The sequence below is a fragment of the Streptomyces sp. NPDC002092 genome, from assembly GCF_053593775.1.
Genome location: NZ_JBSFDG010000014.1, coordinates 256,424 through 273,276 on the forward strand (window position 1 = coordinate 256,424; position 16,853 = coordinate 273,276).

At 69.1% G+C, this 16,853-nt stretch carries 12 protein-coding genes; 3 read left to right on the forward strand and 9 right to left on the reverse strand.

Going from position 1 to position 16,853, the window contains the following annotated elements; genetic code table 11:
• Positions 1–376: 376 nt before the first annotated feature.
• From ACWCRD_RS30770 to ACWCRD_RS30780, 3 genes are all read right to left on the reverse strand, one after another.
• A complete protein-coding gene (locus ACWCRD_RS30770; RefSeq protein WP_450969016.1) occupies positions 377–679 on the reverse strand; it encodes a hypothetical protein in 303 nt (100 codons plus the stop codon).
• A 26-nt stretch (positions 680–705) separates the two neighbouring features.
• Complete coding sequence (locus ACWCRD_RS30775; RefSeq protein WP_450969017.1) at positions 706–2,106, reverse strand: glycoside hydrolase family 30 protein; 1,401 nt, start codon at positions 2,104–2,106, stop codon at positions 706–708.
• 128 nt (positions 2,107–2,234) lie between these two features.
• The gene (locus tag ACWCRD_RS30780; protein WP_450969063.1) at positions 2,235–3,593 is read right to left on the reverse strand and encodes an alpha-amylase; all 1,359 of its coding nucleotides are present in this window, start codon (positions 3,591–3,593) and stop codon (positions 2,235–2,237) included.
• Between the two features lie 412 nt (positions 3,594–4,005).
• Between ACWCRD_RS30780 and ACWCRD_RS30785 the strand changes: the two genes are divergently transcribed.
• Positions 4,006–4,782: an SDR family oxidoreductase gene (locus tag ACWCRD_RS30785; RefSeq protein ID WP_450969018.1), complete on the forward strand. Its 777-nt coding sequence runs from the start codon at positions 4,006–4,008 to the stop codon at positions 4,780–4,782.
• Between the two features lie 82 nt (positions 4,783–4,864).
• On the opposite strand, the gene ACWCRD_RS30790 is transcribed toward ACWCRD_RS30785, so the two are convergent.
• The 5 genes from ACWCRD_RS30790 to ACWCRD_RS30810 all read right to left on the reverse strand — a co-directional run bounded on the left by ACWCRD_RS30790 (position 4,865) and on the right by ACWCRD_RS30810 (position 11,281).
• Positions 4,865–5,761 (reverse strand): LysR family transcriptional regulator, encoded by an 897-nt coding sequence (locus tag ACWCRD_RS30790; protein ID WP_450969019.1) that lies wholly within the window; start codon positions 5,759–5,761, stop codon positions 4,865–4,867.
• Positions 5,762–6,056: 295 nt separating this feature from the next.
• The gene (locus tag ACWCRD_RS30795) at positions 6,057–7,733 is read right to left on the reverse strand and encodes a glycoside hydrolase family 13 protein (RefSeq protein ID WP_450969020.1); all 1,677 of its coding nucleotides are present in this window, start codon (positions 7,731–7,733) and stop codon (positions 6,057–6,059) included.
• A gap of 203 nt (positions 7,734–7,936) precedes the next feature.
• Positions 7,937–8,857 (reverse strand): sugar ABC transporter permease, encoded by a 921-nt coding sequence (locus ACWCRD_RS30800; protein WP_450969021.1) that lies wholly within the window; start codon positions 8,855–8,857, stop codon positions 7,937–7,939.
• A gap of 13 nt (positions 8,858–8,870) precedes the next feature.
• The gene (locus ACWCRD_RS30805; RefSeq protein ID WP_450969022.1) at positions 8,871–9,875 is read right to left on the reverse strand and encodes a carbohydrate ABC transporter permease; all 1,005 of its coding nucleotides are present in this window, start codon (positions 9,873–9,875) and stop codon (positions 8,871–8,873) included.
• Positions 9,876–10,009: 134 nt separating this feature from the next.
• Positions 10,010–11,281 carry an extracellular solute-binding protein gene (locus ACWCRD_RS30810; protein WP_450969023.1) on the reverse strand — a complete coding sequence of 424 codons (1,272 nt, stop codon included), beginning with the start codon at positions 11,279–11,281 and terminating at the stop codon, positions 10,010–10,012.
• 392 nt (positions 11,282–11,673) lie between these two features.
• Here ACWCRD_RS30810 and ACWCRD_RS30815 point away from each other — a divergent pair, with 392 nt between their 5' ends.
• Both ACWCRD_RS30815 and ACWCRD_RS30820 read left to right on the forward strand, forming a co-directional pair.
• Complete coding sequence (locus ACWCRD_RS30815) at positions 11,674–12,708, forward strand: LacI family DNA-binding transcriptional regulator (RefSeq protein ID WP_450969024.1); 1,035 nt, start codon at positions 11,674–11,676, stop codon at positions 12,706–12,708.
• Positions 12,709–12,839: 131 nt separating this feature from the next.
• Complete coding sequence (locus ACWCRD_RS30820) at positions 12,840–13,661, forward strand: phosphatase PAP2 family protein (RefSeq protein ID WP_450969025.1); 822 nt, start codon at positions 12,840–12,842, stop codon at positions 13,659–13,661.
• 81 nt (positions 13,662–13,742) lie between these two features.
• Here ACWCRD_RS30820 and ACWCRD_RS30825 read toward each other — a convergent pair whose 3' ends face one another.
• Positions 13,743–16,739, reverse strand: coding sequence for a bifunctional [glutamine synthetase] adenylyltransferase/[glutamine synthetase]-adenylyl-L-tyrosine phosphorylase (locus ACWCRD_RS30825; protein WP_450969026.1), 2,997 nt, complete (start codon positions 16,737–16,739; stop codon positions 13,743–13,745).
• Positions 16,740–16,853: the final 114 nt, after the last annotated feature.

The following is a 16,853-nucleotide window of genomic DNA, read 5'->3' on the forward strand; positions in this document are numbered from 1 at the left end:
CAGTGCCGCGGCCGCCGGCGCGCTGGCACTCGCCGGCGCGCCGGCCCTGCCCGCTGCCACCGCCCACGCGGACACGTCCGCCAAGGGCGACGTCATCGCCAACCTCTGGGATTGGCATCCTCCGCCTCTAAAAGAGGGGGATTCCAACCCGGGTGGGTTGAGGTTCACGGACGCTCGAACGGTTTGTGGCCGCTGTCGTCCCTCCGGCACCGGCTGAGCGCCGGGGGGGTTCCGCCCTGTCCTGCCGCGACGTTGGTTGCTGCGTTGGTGTCCGCGTTGCAGGTGGACCCGCAGGACACGCAGACGAACTCGGCTTGGCTCTTGCGCGAGTTCTTCTCGATCCTCCCCCACTGCCTAAAGGGCGTGGGAGATGCCCTCAGCAGGCACTGCACCGCAGAGACGTAAAGGGGGCGGGGACGTCCTCGACCCGGCCCGGGGCTTTGTCCTGCGTACGCTGGCGGAGCAGGCCCCAGCCCTGGGCGAGGATCGCCCGGTTCAGTCCGGCCTTCTGCCTGACGTTTTTGCCTGACTGTTCGACCGTCCCCTTCGCGGAGGCGGTCATGTTCTTGATGTTCAGCTTCTCGAACCGGACCAAGTCACACGTGCGGGCGAGCATGGGGACCTGGGAGTCCGGGACGAACCGCTCGTACACGACGGGCAGTTCGTCCGGATACTCCACGAGTGACACCTGGAAGTGAGCGGGCTCTATCGCCTGATGGTGTAGGTGACCAGCGCCCGGGCCGGAACCGTGGCGGCCAGTGAACCTCCGCTGACCGCCACGGTCTGCTGTTGTGCCGTGCTGTGCGTGGCGTCGGTCAGGTACGGGGTCGCCGTTCCCTTGGCGATTTTCGTGTTCTTGAGGTCGAAGGTCACCGGAGTGGCGCTGGTGGCGGTGTTCAGCGCCACGACGGTCACCGTCCCGTCGGTGTTGCGGAACGCCGACAGCTTGAGGTCGGAGTCGGAGGTCGTGGCGCCGATGCGGGTGGCCCCCGGGCGGATGAAGCGGCTGTAGTTGGCCAGCGCCCACAGGCGCTTGGAGACGTGGTAGTTGTCGCCGTCCATCTGGATCAGGCCTCTGGTGGCGCCGAGGGAAGCGCCGTACCAGTAGACGTATCCGCTGGTGTTGCCCTTGGTGAGGGCGTCATGGATGGCGGACGCGACGGTGAAGCCGTCGTAGCCGCTGCCGTCGTCCCAGTTCTCGTTCCAGGTGGTGCCGTCCGGGGACCACTCCGACATCCAGCTGCGCTTCTGCGTCGGCAGCGGGCCGTCGACCTTGCTGGCGTAGGTGTGGCCGGTGTGGGTGGTGACGTAACCGCGTGCCGTCGCGTCCGCCTCGATCGCGCTGCTGTAGGCCTTCTCCTCGTCCCAGCCGAAGGAGTCGCAGCAGGCGACCTTGTACCCGGCCTTGCGCGCGATCGGGCCGAAGGTCTTGATGAACTCGACGGCCTGGGCGGGGGTCAGGCGCATGGAGTCGTACGTCGCCGTCCAGTCGGGCTCGTTGGTGAACCCGAGGTCGGTGATGCCGATGCCCTCCTGGCGGTAGGACCTGGCGTACTGGACCAGGAAGTTCGCGTACGCCTTCCTCCAGTCGCCGCTCGCGCACGTCGCGCCGGTCAGGCCGCACAGGGTGCCGCCGTTGGCGTCCGTGCCGTTGGTCTTCATATAGCCGGGGGCCGTCCAGGCGTCGGCGTAGAAGCGTTTCACGCCGTAGGCCTTGGCCTGCTCGGCCAGCCAGACCTGCCCCTTGTCGACGCCGTCCCAGGTGTACTTGGGGGTCGCGTTCGGGCCGCCCGGGTCGGTGGGCTGGAGGCCGGAGTCGATGCCCAGGCGCAGGATGCTCAACCCCGCGCCGGTGCTGCGGTCGAGCAGCAGGTCGAGGATCTCCTTCTGGTGCTGGGCGGATAAGCCCTGCGAGCCGTTCATGATGGCGGCCCGGCCGAAGTGCTCGGAGAATCCGAAGCCGTCGATCGGCTGGTACGTGGTCGACCCGTTGATGGTCGCCGTGGTGGCGGCCGTCGGCTGCGGCAGGGCGGCCGCGGTGGTGGCGGTGGCCGTCAGCAGGGCCGCAAAGGACGTCAACGCCCAGTTTCTGAGCCTGCGCTGCATGATGCTCCCTTCACGGGAACGCCACCTGGGAGCGCTCCCACAGACATCAGGGAACGTAGGACGACACTCGATGAGCGTCAATCCCACGTTCCCCATTGATGGCTGTGGATCCGCTGCTTTCCCGTCGCTCAGCAGCTCGTCTTGCCCGCGTAGATCGCGAGGGCGGTGTTGGAGCCGAGAGTGGCGCTGAACCGGCCGGCGGAGTCGACCGTCACGCTGGTGTTGTTCTGCACATTGCAGTACGTCCCCGCAGGCAGCGACGTCTGGTAGGTGCGGGTCAGGCTGCTCGACTCGTGGTTGATGGCGACGTAGCCCTTGCTGCCGCGGCCGAAGGCGATGGCGTTGTTGCCGTCGTCCCACCAGTTGGTCACCGACTGGCCGCGGGTGGCGTTGCGGAAGGCGACCATACGGATGATCTCGGGCCAGGCGTGCTGGCACTTCCAGCCGTCCTGCCAGCAGGCGTTGACCTGGCCGTTGTTGGGCGGTCCTGCGTCCTTGTCGGACCATTCGTAGCCGGAGTTGATGTCCGGGGCGCCGTACGGGTAGGCGAGCATGAACACGTTGGCGAGGGTGTAGTTCGCCCCGTCCTTGTAGTTCAGGGTCGAGCCGTTGCGCTCGGTGTCGTGGTTGTCCACGAAGACACCCGCCACCGCGCTGTTCATATAGCCCCAGCCCTCGCCGTAGTTGGTGAGGTAGGCCAGCTTCTCGTTGTTGAAGACCCGCTTGAGGTCGTAGGCGTAGCGGAACTCCTGGACGTCGCCGTTGCCCGTGTACTCGGTGGGCTGGACGGCCTCTCCGGCGCCGTAGATGACCTCCTGCTTCCAGTAGACCGACGGGTTGGTCAGCCGGGACTTGATGTTCGCGAGGTCGGCCGCCGGGATGTGTTTGGCCGCGTCGATGCGGAAGCCGTCGGCGCCGTAGCCGAGGAGGCTGTTCATATAGCCGACGATGGTGGCGCGGACGTACTCCTCGCCGGTGTCCAGGTCGGCGAGGCCGACGAGTTCGCAGTTCTGGACGTTGGCGCGGTTGGTGTAGTCGCTGATCGTGGCGGTGCAGTCGTCCATGTCGGCGGAGGAGTACAGGCCGGGGTAGTTGTACTTCGTGTACGAGGAGCCGCCGGTGCCGGTGCCGCTGCCCGACGTCATGTGGTTGATGACCGTGTCGACGACGACCTTCACCCCTGCCGCGTGACAGGTGTCGATCATGTTCTTGAAGGCGGTCGCGTCTCCGAGCCGACCCGCGATCTTGTAGCTCACCGGCTGGTACGAGGTCCACCACTGCGAGCCCTGTATGTGCTCGGCGGGCGGGCTGACCTGGACGTAGCCGTAGCCGGCGGGGCCGAGGGTGTTGGTGCACTCCTTGGCGACGGAGGCGAAGTTCCACTCGAAGAGGACGGCGGTGACGTCCTTGGTGCCGGGCGGGGAGGCGGATGCGATGCTGCCGGGGGCCCACAGGGCTGCGGCTGCTGCGGCGGAGAGCGCGGTCAGGGCGGCCGCAAGAGCGGTCCGGCGTCGCTTCCTGTGGCGCTTCGGGGGCGCCGAACTGGTCGATGTCACAGGCGAACTCCTTGCGAGAGCGGCTCAGTCGGGTCTCCCCTGCGCCGCGGCGCGGCTCCGTTGCCGAGCGCCGGCGTGAACGTACCGCCAACGAAAGGTTTACAGCAAGAGAGTTGAAAGCCGGAGCAAGAACTTTCACATCGACCCTGACACGCCCTTCACAACCACCCCCTTGTCGCGGCCGGTGGACGCCCCGGAGGCCGACCGTCCGCGCCGACGGAGGGGCCCGGGATGCCATAGGAACTCCCTATACCGTGTGCTGACATTTCGTCTTTGCCTCTCGCTGTTTGCCGTACGTAGTTTCTGTCGAGCGGACAATTACGCAATCGAGAGGACCGGCGGAATGACCACGATCGAGAACGGATCGGAAAAGCGAGAGCTCGCGGGAAAGCGAGCCCTCGTCACGGGTGGCTCACGCGGAATCGGGGCGGCCGTCGTGCGCCAGCTCCTGGACGCGGGCGCCGAAGTGCTCACCACCGCCAGGTCGGCGTCGAGCACGGTGCCGGAGGGCGCCGCCTTCGTGAAGGCCGACGTGCGGACACGCGCCGGCGCGAAGGCGCTCGCCGCGGCCGCGCAGGAGGTGCTCGGCGGGGTGGACGTCCTGGTCCACAACGCGGGCGGGGCACAACCGTACAAGGGGGCCTCGGCCATTCCCGACGAGGAGTGGCAGGACGCGCTGGACCTGAACTACCTGGCGTCGGTGCGGCTGGACTCGCTGCTGGTACCGGGGATGCGGGACCGGGGTTCGGGGGTGATCGTGCATGTCTCCTCGGCCGCGGTCCTCACGCCCGCAGGGCCTTTCCTGCACTACACGGCGGCGAAGGCGGCGCTGGAGAACTACAGCCGGGGACTGTCCTTGGAGCTGGCCCCGCACGGGATCCGGGTCAACACCGTGACTCCCGGCAGGACCGCCACCCCCGGCGGCGAGGCAGCGCGGGAGCAGTGGGCTCGCCTGGACCTGGCGCCTGGTCAGACCAACGCCGACGACACCACCCCGCTGGGCCGCGACGGTCAGCCCGACGACATCGCCCACGCGGTGCTGTTCCTCGTGTCAGACCGGGCGAGCTGGCTGACCGGGAGCAATCTCGTCGTGGACGGCGGCGAATTCCCGCGGGGTTGACGCCGACGGCATCCCGGAACGCTGTTTCCGGCTGAAGGAATTCACCAAGAGAATTCCACGGCGCCCGCTCACCTTCAGGCCGTCAGGCAACAGGCGACAGGAATACGGACTCGGACCAGGTCTCCTGGCGCAGGAATTCGAGCAGGGCCGTCTCCGCCGGGCCCGCGCCGGGCCGGAGCACGGCGATGACGGGCTGGGGCACGATCGGGAACACCGGACGTACGAGGTGCTCGTAACCGTGGGGCACCGCGGAGGCCGGGACGAGCGTCACCCCCAGCCCGTGGGCGGCCCAGCGCACGGCCGTCGCCGTCTGGGACACACGGGCGGCCGTCATCGGGGTCAGCTCGTTCTCCCGCAGCACGTTCAACAGCACGCCGTCCAGCGCGCTGTCGCGGTCGAACCTCACCCACGGCTCCCCCTCCAGATCCCGCAGCTCGACCCGGTCGGCGGCGAGCTGCGGGTGCCCGGCGCCCAGCACCACGACGAACTCCTCGTCGCCGAGGTGGTGGGCGTCGGAGGGGCTGCGCTCGCACGCCGCCATCAGGGCGAGGTTCAGCACACCCCGGCGGCACAGCCGCTCCAGTTCGGCGGAGCTGGGCTCCTCGAAGACGGTGACCTCAAGGCGCGGGTAGCGCTGTCGCAGGGCGCTCAGCGCGCCCGGCAGCTGCCGCGTGCCGAAGCCCATCTGCACCGCGACCACCAGCTCGCCCACCAGGTCGTCGGCGCGGGCTCGCGCGGTCGCCCGCGCCCGCCGCGCCGCGCTCACCGCGACCTCCGCCTCCCGCAGAAACGCGCGGCCGACGACGGTGGGCACCAGCCCGGCCGGCGTACGGGCGAACAGTTCCACGCCGAGCTCCCGCTCCAGGCCGCGGATCTGCTGGGACACCGAGGGTTGAGCGACGTGCAGCAGCTCCGCCGCCGCCGTCACCGACCCCTCCTCGGCAACGGCCAGCGCGTACTCGAACTGGCGAAGGCTCATCGGCTCCCGTCCCTTCCCTGCAGTGGACCACGGCCCCCGTTGTCATGGTTGTGACCGCAAGTAACTCAGTTCCGCCGGAGGAGATTCCCGTAGTGATCGTGGTGTCCGTCCTCCGGCCCCTTTGCCGGGTCGGTTCCGGTTCCGAGGACATGCGCTCGCAACGGGGCTGCGGTTCACGGGAGCCTCACGCATGCCACCACCGAGATCGATACGGCCGGCTTTGCGCTCCCGTTCCCGGCCCGCTGACCTCCCCCCAAGAAAAGACAAGCGGGCCGGGTGCGGTTGACGGAAGCGGTCAGGCGGTGGTGAACCACACCGTGGTGTCCGCCGGAACCTTCGTCTCGCCGTCCGCCTCGGTGATCTCGCCGCTGGCGAGCAGGACGCGGCCGTACGCCGGCGTCGTCACCGACTCGCCGCTGGTGTTCGCGACGCACACGAACTCCCCGCGCCGGAAGGCGAGGACGCCCTCAGGAGCGCGCAGCCACTCCACCGTGTCGCCCGCACCCAGGTCGGGCTGTTCGCGGCGGACGGCGAGGGCGGCGCGGTACAGCTCGAGGGTCGAGCCGGGGACGCCGGTCTGCGCCTCGACGCTCAGCTCGCCCCAGCCCTCGGGCTGCGGGAGCCAGCTGCCGCCGTCACCGAAGCCGTACGAGGATCCGGTGCGCGTCCAGGGGATCGGCACCCGGCAGCCGTCGCGGAAGCCGTCCTGGCCGGCGCCTCGGAAGTACGCCGGGTCCTGGCGCACCTCGTCCGGGAGGTCGACGACGTCCGGGAGGCCGAGTTCCTCGCCCTGGTAGACGTACGCCGATCCGGGCAGCGCCAGCATCAGCAGGGTGGCGGCCCTGGCGCGCCTGAGCCCCAGTGCGCGGTCGCCGGCCAGGCGGATCTGGGTGCCGAGGCCGGGCGGATTGGCGAAGCGGGTGGCGTGGCGGGTGACGTCGTGGTTGGAGAGGACCCAGGTGGCGGGGGCGCCCACCGGGCGCATCGCTTCCAGGGTGCGGTCGACGACCTTGCGGAGTTCGTCGGCGTCCCAATCGGTCGACAGGTACTGGAAGTTGAAGGCCTGGTGGAGTTCGTCGGGGCGGACGTAGTTCGCCGTGCGCTCGACGGTCGGCGTCCAGGCTTCCGCCACGAAGATGCGCTCACCGGAGTACTCGTCGAGGATGGTGCGCCACTGGCGGTAGATCTCGTGCACGCCGTCCTGGTCGAAGAACGGCATGACATCGTTGCCCAGCAGCTTGAGTTGGTCGTGGGCACCGAGGTCGGGCAGGCCCTCCGCCTTGACCAGGCCGTGGGCCACGTCGATGCGGAAGCCGTCGACGCCCATGTCGAGCCAGAAGCGCAGGATCGAGCGGAACTCGTCGCCGACCGCGGGGTGCTCCCAGTTGAAGTCGGGCTGCTCGGGGGCGAAGAGGTGCAGGTACCACTCTCCCGGTGTGCCGTCCGGCTCGGTGACGCGGGTCCAGGCCGGGCCGCCGAAGATGGACTCCCAGTCGTTGGGCGGGAGTTCGCCGTTCTCGCCCTTGCCGGGGCGGAAGTGGTAGCGGTCCCGGAGCGGCGATCCGGGGCCCTCGCGCAAGGCCCGCTTGAACCACTCGTGCTGGTCGGAGGAGTGGTTGGGGACGAGGTCGACGATGACCCTCAGGCTCAGCTCGTGGGCGTCGCGGATCAGCGCGTCGGCGTCGAGGAGGTTGCCGAACATGGCGTCCACGGCACGGTAGTCGGCGACGTCGTAGCCGGCGTCGGCCTGCGGCGACGCGTAGAAGGGGCTGAGCCACACGGCGTCCACGCCGAGGTCGCGCAGATACGGGAGTCGGGAGCGTACGCCTTCCAGATCGCCCATGCCGTCACCGTTGCTGTCGGCGAAGCTGCGCGGATAGACCTGGTAGATCACCGCGTCCCGCCACCAGTCGCCGCGCTGGGCTTTGGCGTGGTCCGGTGCCGGGGCGATGGTGGAGTGCTGCTGGCTCATGGCGTCCTTGGTGCGGTGGGGGCCCCTCCCGCTCGAGCGAGGTCGAGAGTGGGGGAGGAGTCATTGGGTCAGTGGTCTGCATACGGCGACTGTCGGCGAGGCGGCCGCAGTGACAGCGGGGTCGGATGGACACCGCGGCCGCCTCGGGTCTCAGGGGGGTGGGGGGGGCAGCGCCCCCGAAGGGGCGCGGGGCTGTGAGGCGGTCAGCCCTTCGTGCCGCCGGCGGTGAGCCCCGTGACCAGGTTCTTCTGCACGAGATAGAAGAACGCGGACACGGGTATGGCGATCAGCACCGCGGTGGCGGCCATCAGGTTCCGCTGGGCGTCGTGCTCACTGACAAAGGTCTGCAGACCGACCGCGAAGGTGTACTTCGTGTCGGACAGCATGAACGTCGACGCGAACGCGACCTCGCCGAAGGCGGTGAGGAAGCTGTAGAAGGCGGCGACCGCCAGGCCCGGCTTGGCGAGCGGCAGGATCAGTCGCGCGAACGTGCCGAAGGGGGTCAGCCCGTCGACGCGCCCGGCCTCGTCGATCTCGAACGGGATCGTGTCGAAGTAGCCCTTCAGGAGCCATGCGCAGTAAGGCACCGCTGTAGAACAGTAGACGAGGATGAGACCGAGATAGCTGTCGATGAGCTGCAGGTCCGACAGGATCTGATACATCGGCACCATCAGGACGGCCACCGGGAACATCTGGGTGACCAGGAGCACCCACATGAACTTCTTGTAGCCCGGGAAGCGCATGCGGGAGACGGCGTAGCCGGTGGTGGCGGCGATCAGCACGCCGATGACCGTCGTACCCAGCGAGACGATCAGCGAGCTCTTCAGCCAGTCGAAGAACTCCGTGTGCTGCAGCACGAAGGAGTAGTTGGCGAAGGACATCTTCGCCCAGATGCCGCCGGGGTGCAGGTAGTCGTCCTTGTCCGGGCCCAGGGAGAGGTAGATCAGCCAAGCGACCGGGAAGAAGGCGATCAGGCTCGCGACGGTCAGGATGCCGTGCGAGGCGAGGGACGCCGTACGGCTGCGCTCGCCGCGGCGGCGGACCGGGCTGAGCCGCGAGGCGGCGAGGACCTGCGGGGTCACCGGGCGGTCCGCCTTGATCTCGGGGGGTGTTTCGGTGCTCATGGTGACTCCTGCCTCAGATCGCGAGCTGCTGCTCATTGCGGTTCAGCCAGCGGCGGTAGAAGGAGGTGAAGACGATCAGGATGGCCAGCAGCAGGATGCCGTAGGCGGCGGACTGTGCGAAGTCACGCGGTTGCTGTCCGAAGCCGAGGTAGTAGGCCCAGGTGACGAGGATCTGGGCGTCCGGGGCGGTGTTGCCGAACAGCAGGAAGATCACGGCGAACTGGTTGAAGGTCCAGATGATGCCGAGCAGGACGACGGTGGAGCTGACGGACCTCAGGCCCGGCAGGGTGACGTAGCGGAACTGCTGCCAGGCGGTGGCGCCGTCCATCTCGGCGGCCTCGTACAGGGAGGCGTCGATGGACTGCAGTCCGCCGAGCAGGGAGACCATCATGAACGGCACACCGCACCAGGTGTTGACCATGATCGCGGCGAACCGCTGCCAGAAGGTGTCCTCGAGCCAGTCCGGTGACGGCAGGTGCAGCGCGTCGAGCGCCAGGTTGACGATGCCGCCGTCGGCAAGCATGAACCGCCAGCCGAAGACGGTGACGAAGGTCGGCACGGCCCACGGCAGGATGAGGATCAGCCGGTAGAAAGTGCGGCCGCGCAGCTTCTGGTTGAGCAGCAGCGCGAGGCCGAGGCCGATCGTGTAGTGCAGGGCGACACACAGGGCCGTCCAGACGATCGTCCAGATGAAGTGCGACCAGAAGCGGTCGTAGCTCGTCGGGCCGAACAGGATGTCCTTGTAGTTGTCGAGCCCGATGAACTTGTAGGTGGCGTCGATGTGGTTGACGCCGATCGTGCGCGCGGTGTTGAGGCTGTTGGCGTCCGTCAGGGTCAGATACAGGCCGTACACCAACGGGTACAGCACGAGGGCACCGAGCACGACGATCACCGGGGCGATCATCGCGTAGGCGTACCAGTACTTCTGGTAGCTGCGCTTGAGGCGCCCGCCCAACCCGGGCCGCGGCGCGCGGTCACCGTGGCGTTTGCCGGTGGCGCGGTCGATGGCGACTGTCATGTTCGACACCTTCTGGGGAGTTCTACGGCCTGAGAAGTTCTACGGCGGTCGAAGTGGCGGGCGGGCTGGGCGCAGGCCGGTGACCGCCGGGTCCGTCCCCCCATGAAATGGCGGACCCGACGGCCACTCGGGGCTTACTTGCTGAAGTCCGGCACCAGCTTGGCCATGGCGAGCTCGGCGTTGCTCAGGCCCTTGTCGAGGGACTCCTTGCCGCCGGCGATGGCGGTCAGCTCGGTGTCCAGCGGGGTCCACAGGGAGCTGTACTCGGGCAGCGCCGGGCGCGGCTGGGCGGCGGGCAGCACGGTCTGGAAGCCGGCGATCCCCGGGTCGGCCTTGACCTCGGCGGTGTAGGCGTCGTCGCGGGTCGGCAGCGTGGAGTTCTTCAGGGCGATCTCCGTCTGGGACTTCGCGGAGGTCATGAAGTTGACGAACTTCAGGGCCGCCTTCTGGTGGGCGGAGTCCGAGCCGGCGTAGACGGACAGGTTGTGGCCGCCGGTGGGGGCGCCCGCCTTGCCGGTGGAGCCGGCCGGGACGGTGGCGATGCCGAGGTTGGACTTGTCCTTGAAGGCCGAGCCCTTGTAGAAGTTCGTGATCTCCCAGGGGCCCTGGATGATGGAGGCGACCTTGCCGTTGACGAACGCGTCCTGGATGTGGGCGTAGGCGTCGGCGGTGGTGTCGGCCTTGTGCAGGCCCTGTCCCTTGAAGAGGCTCAGCCAGGTGCCGTAGGCCTTCTTCGCGGGGGCCGAGTTCACGGTGATCTTCTTGGCGCCGGCGTCGACGGTGTCGGTGCCCTCGCCGTAGAGGAAGGTCTGCGCGTAGTAGGACTGGGTGGAGCCCCAGTAGCCGTAGACCTTGGCCTTGGAGTCGATCTTGGCGGCGTCGGCCTTCAGCTCGTCCCAGGTCTTGGGGGGCGTGGCGATGCCGGCCTTCTTGAAGAGGGCCTTGTTGTAGACGAGGGCGAGGGTGTCGGTGACCAGCGGGACACCGTAGGTCTTGCCGTCGTACTTGGCCTGCTCGATCAGGTTCGAGCGGAACTTGCTCTGGTCCGCCAGGGCCTCGGTGCCGTCCAGCGGCAGGAAGTAGCCCTTCTTGGCGAAGGCGGGGGTCCAGCCGACCTCGGAACGCAGCACGTCCGGGGCGCCCTTGGAACCGGCGGCGGTGTCGAACTTGTTCTGCGCCTGGTCGAAGGGGACGTTGACGTAGTTGACCTTGATGTCCTTGTTGGCGGCCTCGAACTGGCTGACCAGGGCCTTGTACGTCGGCGCCTCATTGGTGGCGTTGGAGGTGTCCCACCAGGTGATGGTGACCGGACCGCTGGCCTTGTCGCCGCTGCCGCTTCCGCCGCACGCCGTCGCCGCCAGGGCGAAGGACGCCACCAGCGCGGTGGCCGCTATGCCACGCCGCATGAGTTCTCCTTGAGGGTGAAAGCCCGTGTGGTGCAGGATGCGGCCCCGTCTGCCACTCCTGCTGTCGTGCCGACTGCGCCGTTGCCGCCGCCGGGCGACGTGAACGTAACAGCGTTGAAAGCTGCGCGAAAGGTCTTGCAGCAAAAAATTGCAAGGCGACGCGAGAGTTACGGGCCCGTGACCTCTTCTCGACCCCCGCGCAACCGAGTATTGAAGCCGCTGAGCGGGCTATGGGAGTCTTGTGCAAGACTCTGCAAGCTCTTGCCGAACCTGGCGCCCACCAGAACAGAGGGACCGCGATGACGCAGCAACCCGCTCGGGGCCGTGCAACAGCTCGCGCCCGGCGCCCGATTGGTGTGCAAAGTGACGGTCGGCCGGTACAGTCCACCCCTGTGACCACACGGCTTGCCGACATCGCTGCTCAGGCGGGGGTGAGCGAAGCGACCGTCAGCCGCGTCCTCAACGGCAAGCCGGGCGTTGCCGCCACCACCCGCCAGTCCGTGCTCGCCGCCCTCGACGTGCTGGGCTACGAGCGCCCGGTGCGGCTGCGGCAGCGCAGCGAGGGCCTGGTGGGCCTGATAACCCCGGAGCTGGAGAACCCGATCTTCCCGGCGCTGGCCCAGGTCATCGGCCAGGCCCTGACCCGGCAGGGCTACACCCCGGTGCTCGCCACCCAGACCCCCGGCGGATCCACCGAGGACGAGCTGACGGAGATGCTCGTCGACCGCGGGGTCGCCGGCATCATCTACGTCTCCGGACTGCACGCCGACACCACCGCCGACATGGAGCGCTACGAGCGACTGCGCGCGCAGGGTGTGCCGTACGTCCTGGTGGACGGCTTCTCGCCGAAGGTGCAGGCGCCGTTCATCTCCCCCGACGACCGCGCGGCGATGACGCTGGCGGTCACCCACCTGGTGTCGCTGGGACATGTGCGGATCGGTCTCGCCCTCGGCCCCAAGCGCTTCGTACCGGTGCAGCGCAAGATCGAGGGCTTTGTGCGTTCGATGCAGGACCAGACGGGTCTGAGCGCGCAGTCGATCGAGACGGAACTCGTCCAGCACTCGTTGTACACCCTGGAGGGCGGCCAGGCCGCCGCCGCCGCGCTGATCGGCCGTGACTGCACGGCGATCGTGTGCGCGAGCGACATGATGGCGCTCGGCGCGATACGGGCGGCGCGGCAGCTCGGGCTGGAAGTCCCGCGGGACGTCTCGGTGGTGGGCTTCGACGACTCCCCTTTGATCGCCTTCACGGACCCGCCGCTGACGACGATCCGCAAGCCGGTCCCGGCGATGGGGCAGGCGGCGGTGCGGACGTTGCTGGAGGAGATCGGCGGGACGCCAGCGCCCCACAGTGAATTCGTGTTCATGCCGGAGCTGGTGGTGCGTGGTTCGACTGCTTCGGCACCCGGGGACCGGACTCGTCCCTAGGGCGGAGAAACTTCCAGTTCGTGCAGTGCGTCGGGAGTAGGCGCACACATCCGTCTGTTGTAGAACATGCGGCCTGAACCCGACCGCGGGATGATCGGTCGCAGAAGGCGTTTCTGGCAGACTTTGTGCCCATGGGTGACTCGACCGTGACCAGTCTGGACGACCGTGAACAGACGGCCGCTCCCGACTCCCTCACGGCCGCGAGCGGCCCGGGATTCCTGCGCCGGCTGCGCACTCCGCGCCGACCCCGCCTCTGGTTCGAGATCATTCTGATCGCGGTGAGTTACTGGACGTACTCACTGATCCGCAACGCGGTTCCGGAACAGCGCGACCAGGCGCTGCGCAATGCCGACTGGCTGTGGCGGATGGAGCACCATCTCGGCATCGCCGTCGAGGAGTCGGTCAACCACACGGTGAACTCGTCGACTTGGCTGATTGTCGGCATGAACTACTACTATGCGACGCTGCATTTCGTGGTGACGCTGGGTGTGCTGGTGTGGCTCTACCGTAGTCACCCGGGCCGGTATGCGGCGACGCGTCTGGTGCTGTTCGCGACGACGGGCGTGGCGCTGGTCGGCTACTACCTGTATCCGCTGGCGCCGCCGCGGCTCATGAACGGCAGCACCTTCATCGACACGGTCATGATCCATCAGACCTGGGGGTCGATGGCCTCCGGGGACCTGAAGCACATGTCGAACCAGTACGCCGCGATGCCGTCCATGCACATCGGGTGGTCGGTGTGGTGCGGGTTGACGATCTTTGCGCTGGCCAGGGTGCCGTGGGTGCGGGTTCTTGGTCTTTTGTACCCGGTGGTGACCCTGACGGTGATTGTCGCTACGGCAAATCACTTCTGGCTGGATGCGGTGGGCGGTCTGCTGTGCCTGGCGTTCGGGTTCGCGGTGGCCCGGGTCTGGTACGGGGTGCTGCCGTATGCGTTGCCGAGAGCGCCCTGAAGGGGCGCGGGGCTGTGTGAATCAGCGGCTCCGCCGCGGGGCGCGAGCAACCACAACGCGCCCGCAGCCGAAAAAACGTCCCTACGCCCCGTAGAACAGCACCTCAACCACGGCCCGGGCCCGCCGCGCCGTACGCCGGTACGCGTCCAGCATGTCCCCGACATGCCCGTCCCCGTACCCCAAGTACCGCCCCACGGCGGCCAGTTCACGCCCTCCTGAAGGGAAGGTGTCCCCCGCACGGCCGCGCACCAGCATCACGGCGTTGCGGACCCGGGTGGCCAGGACCCACGCCTCGTCCAGTATCGACGCGTCCTCCGCCGAGATCAGCTCGGCCGCGGCCGCCGCCGCGAGCGCCTCACGGGTGCGGGTGGTGCGCAGGCCCGGCTCGGCCCAGCCGTGCTGCAGCTGCAGCAGCTGTACGGTCCATTCGACGTCGGACAGGCCGCCGGGCCCCAGCTTGGTGTGCAGCTTGGGGTCGGCGCCGCGGGGCAGTCGCTCGGACTCCATGCGGGCCTTCAGGCGGCGGATCTCCCGTATGGCGTCGTCCCCGAGCCCCTCCGCCGGATACCGCAGCGGATCGATCAGCTCGATGAAGGACTGCCCCAGCTCCTCGTCCCCGGCGACCGGCTCGGCCCGCAGCAGCGCCTGTGACTCCCAGACCAGGGACCAGCGGCGGTAGTAGGCCTCGTACGACTTCAGTGTCCGTACCAGCGGGCCGGACTTGCCCTCGGGCCGCAGGTCCGCGTCGATCAGCAGCGGCGGGTCCGCGCTCGGGATCTGCAGCAGTCGCCGCATCTCCGAGACGACCCGGTTGGCTGCCTGCGAGGCCTCCTGCTCGGGCACGCCCTCGCAGGGCTCGTGCACGAAGATCACGTCCGCGTCGGAGCCGTAGCCCAGCTCATGGCCGCCGAAGCGGCCCATGCCGATCACGGCGAACCGGGTCGGCAGCGTGTCGCCCCAGCCGTCGCGCACCACCGCGCGCAGGGTCCCGGCGAGTGTCGCCGCCGTCAGGTCGGACACCGCGCCGCCGACCAGGTCCACCAGCGTGCCCTCGTCGGCCGCGGCCGGCTGGGTCTCGGTGCCGTAGGAGCCGACGATGTCGACCGCGGCCGTACGGAACAGCTCGCGGCGGCGGACGCCACGGGCCGCGGTGACCGCCTGCTGCGCGTTCTCCGCGCGGCCGACGGCGGCGAGGATCTCCTGCTCCAGCTGGGCCCGCTCGCGCGGCTCCAGGCCCCCGCCGTCGCCGTCGCCGAGCAGGGCCACCGCCTCGGGGGCGCGCATCAGCAGGTCGGGAGCGAGGCGGCCGGCGGACAGCACGCGCGCGAGGTTCTCGGCCGCCGCGCCCTCGTCCCGCAGCAGCCGCAGGTACCAGGGCGTCTTCCCCAGCGCGTCGGAGACCTTGCGGAAGTTGAGCAGGCCCGCGTCCGGGTCCGCGGAGTCCGCGAACCAGCCGAGCAGCACGGGCAGCAGGGTCCGCTGGATGGCGGCCTTTCTGGTCACCCCGGAGGCCAGCGCCTCCAGGTGGCGCAGAGCGGCGGCCGGGTCGCCGTACCCGAGCGCGACCAGCCGCTCCCGGGCCGCCTCCGGGCTCAACCGGGCTTCACCAGGGGCTAGTTGGGCGACCGCGTCGAGCAGCGGGCGGTAGAAGAGCTTCTCGTGCAGCCGGCGTACGACAGCCGCGTGCCGCCGCCATTCACGGTTCAGCTCCGCGACCGGGTCGACGCGCAGGCCGAGCGAGCGTCCGATGCGCCGCTGGTCGGCCTCGTCCTCGGGGACGAGGTGGGTGCGCCGCAGCCGGTACAGCTGGATCCGATGCTCCATGGACCGCAGGAAGCGGTACGCCTCGTCGAGCTGCACGGCGTCGGCGCGCCCCACATACCCGCCCGCCGCCAGCGCCTGCAGGGCGTCCAGGGTGGTACCGCTGCGCAGCGCCGCGTCCGCCCGCCCGTGCACCAACTGCAGCAGCTGTACGGCGAACTCGACGTCCCGCAGGCCTCCGGGGCCGAGCTTCAGCTCGCGGTCGATCTCGGCGGCGGGGATGTTCTCGACCACCCGGCGGCGCATCTTCTGGACGTCGACGACGAAGTTCTCCCGCTCGGCGGCCTTCCAGACGAGGGGTTCGAGGGCGGCGACGTACTCCTCGCCGAGCTCGATGTCGCCGGCCACCGGGCGGGCCTTGAGCAGCGCCTGGAACTCCCAGGTCTTGGCCCAGCGCTGGTAGTAGGCGAGGTGGCTGGAGAGGGTGCGCACCAGCGGGCCGTTTCTGCCCTCGGGGCGCAGATTGGCGTCGACGGGCCAGATCGACCCTTCCACGGTCGTCTCCGAGCAGATCCGCATCATGTGCGAGGCGAGCTTGGTGGCGGAGCGCAGGGCCTTGCCCTCGTCGGCCCCGTCGACGGCCTCGCCCACGAAGATCACGTCGACGTCGGAGACGTAGTTGAGCTCATGACCGCCGCACTTGCCCATCGCGATGACCGCGAGCCGGCACAGCGCGGCGTCCTCGGGGGCTGCGGAGCGGGCGATGGCGAGGGCGGCGCGCAGGGTCGCGGTGGCGAGGTCGGCGAGTTCGGCGGCGGTCTCGGCGAGGTCGGTGGTGCCGCACACGTCACGCGCGGCGATGGACAGCAGGCAGCGACGGTAGGCGACGCGCAGGGAGACGGGGTCGGTGGCCTCCGCCAGTCCCCGCTCGAACTCCTCCACCCCGGGGTGCAGGTCCCGCGGCTCGTAGGTGACCAGCGCCTCCCAGTCCCGCGGGTGCCGGGCCAGGTGATCGGCGAGCGCGGCGGAGGCCCCGAGCACGCCGAGCAGCCGGTCGCGCAGCGGCTTGGCCGCTATCAGCGTGTCGAGCAGCTCGCGGCGCGCGGTGGGCCCCGGCTGAGCCTCCAGGAGCCGAACCAGACCGAGCAGCGCCAGGTCCGGGTCGGCGGTCGCACCCAGCGCGTCGAGCAGCACCGGGTCGTCCCGCACGGGCATGAGCTCCACGCTGTCCAGCAGCCGCTCGGCGGCGGAGGGATCGGTGAATCCGTGCCGCAGCAGCCGCGTGAAGGTACTGCTCCTGCGCCCGGGCACCGTCATCCCCGTCCTCCTGTCGGATCAAGGTCGTACTGGCCCGAGCCTAACCGGAGACTCTGACACAAGCGCCGGGGCGGGACGACCGATGAGTTCACCCGGCGGACGAGGTCCCTTCTC

Excerpts from the sequence above, each read along its gene's own strand:
- ACWCRD_RS30775 (WP_450969017.1), bottom strand. The coding sequence starts at position 2,106 with ATGCAGCGCAGGCTCAGAAACTGGGCGTTGACGTCCTTTGCGGCCCTG.
- ACWCRD_RS30785 (WP_450969018.1), top strand. The coding sequence starts at position 4,006 with ATGACCACGATCGAGAACGGATCGGAAAAGCGAGAGCTCGCGGGAAAG.
- ACWCRD_RS30790 (WP_450969019.1), bottom strand. The coding sequence starts at position 5,761 with ATGAGCCTTCGCCAGTTCGAGTACGCGCTGGCCGTTGCCGAGGAGGGG.
- ACWCRD_RS30795 (WP_450969020.1), bottom strand. The coding sequence starts at position 7,733 with ATGAGCCAGCAGCACTCCACCATCGCCCCGGCACCGGACCACGCCAAA.
- ACWCRD_RS30800 (WP_450969021.1), bottom strand. The coding sequence starts at position 8,857 with ATGAGCACCGAAACACCCCCCGAGATCAAGGCGGACCGCCCGGTGACC.
- ACWCRD_RS30805 (WP_450969022.1), bottom strand. The coding sequence starts at position 9,875 with ATGACAGTCGCCATCGACCGCGCCACCGGCAAACGCCACGGTGACCGC.
- ACWCRD_RS30810 (WP_450969023.1), bottom strand. The coding sequence starts at position 11,281 with ATGCGGCGTGGCATAGCGGCCACCGCGCTGGTGGCGTCCTTCGCCCTG.
- ACWCRD_RS30820 (WP_450969025.1), top strand. The coding sequence starts at position 12,840 with ATGGGTGACTCGACCGTGACCAGTCTGGACGACCGTGAACAGACGGCC.
- ACWCRD_RS30825 (WP_450969026.1), bottom strand. The coding sequence starts at position 16,739 with ATGACGGTGCCCGGGCGCAGGAGCAGTACCTTCACGCGGCTGCTGCGG.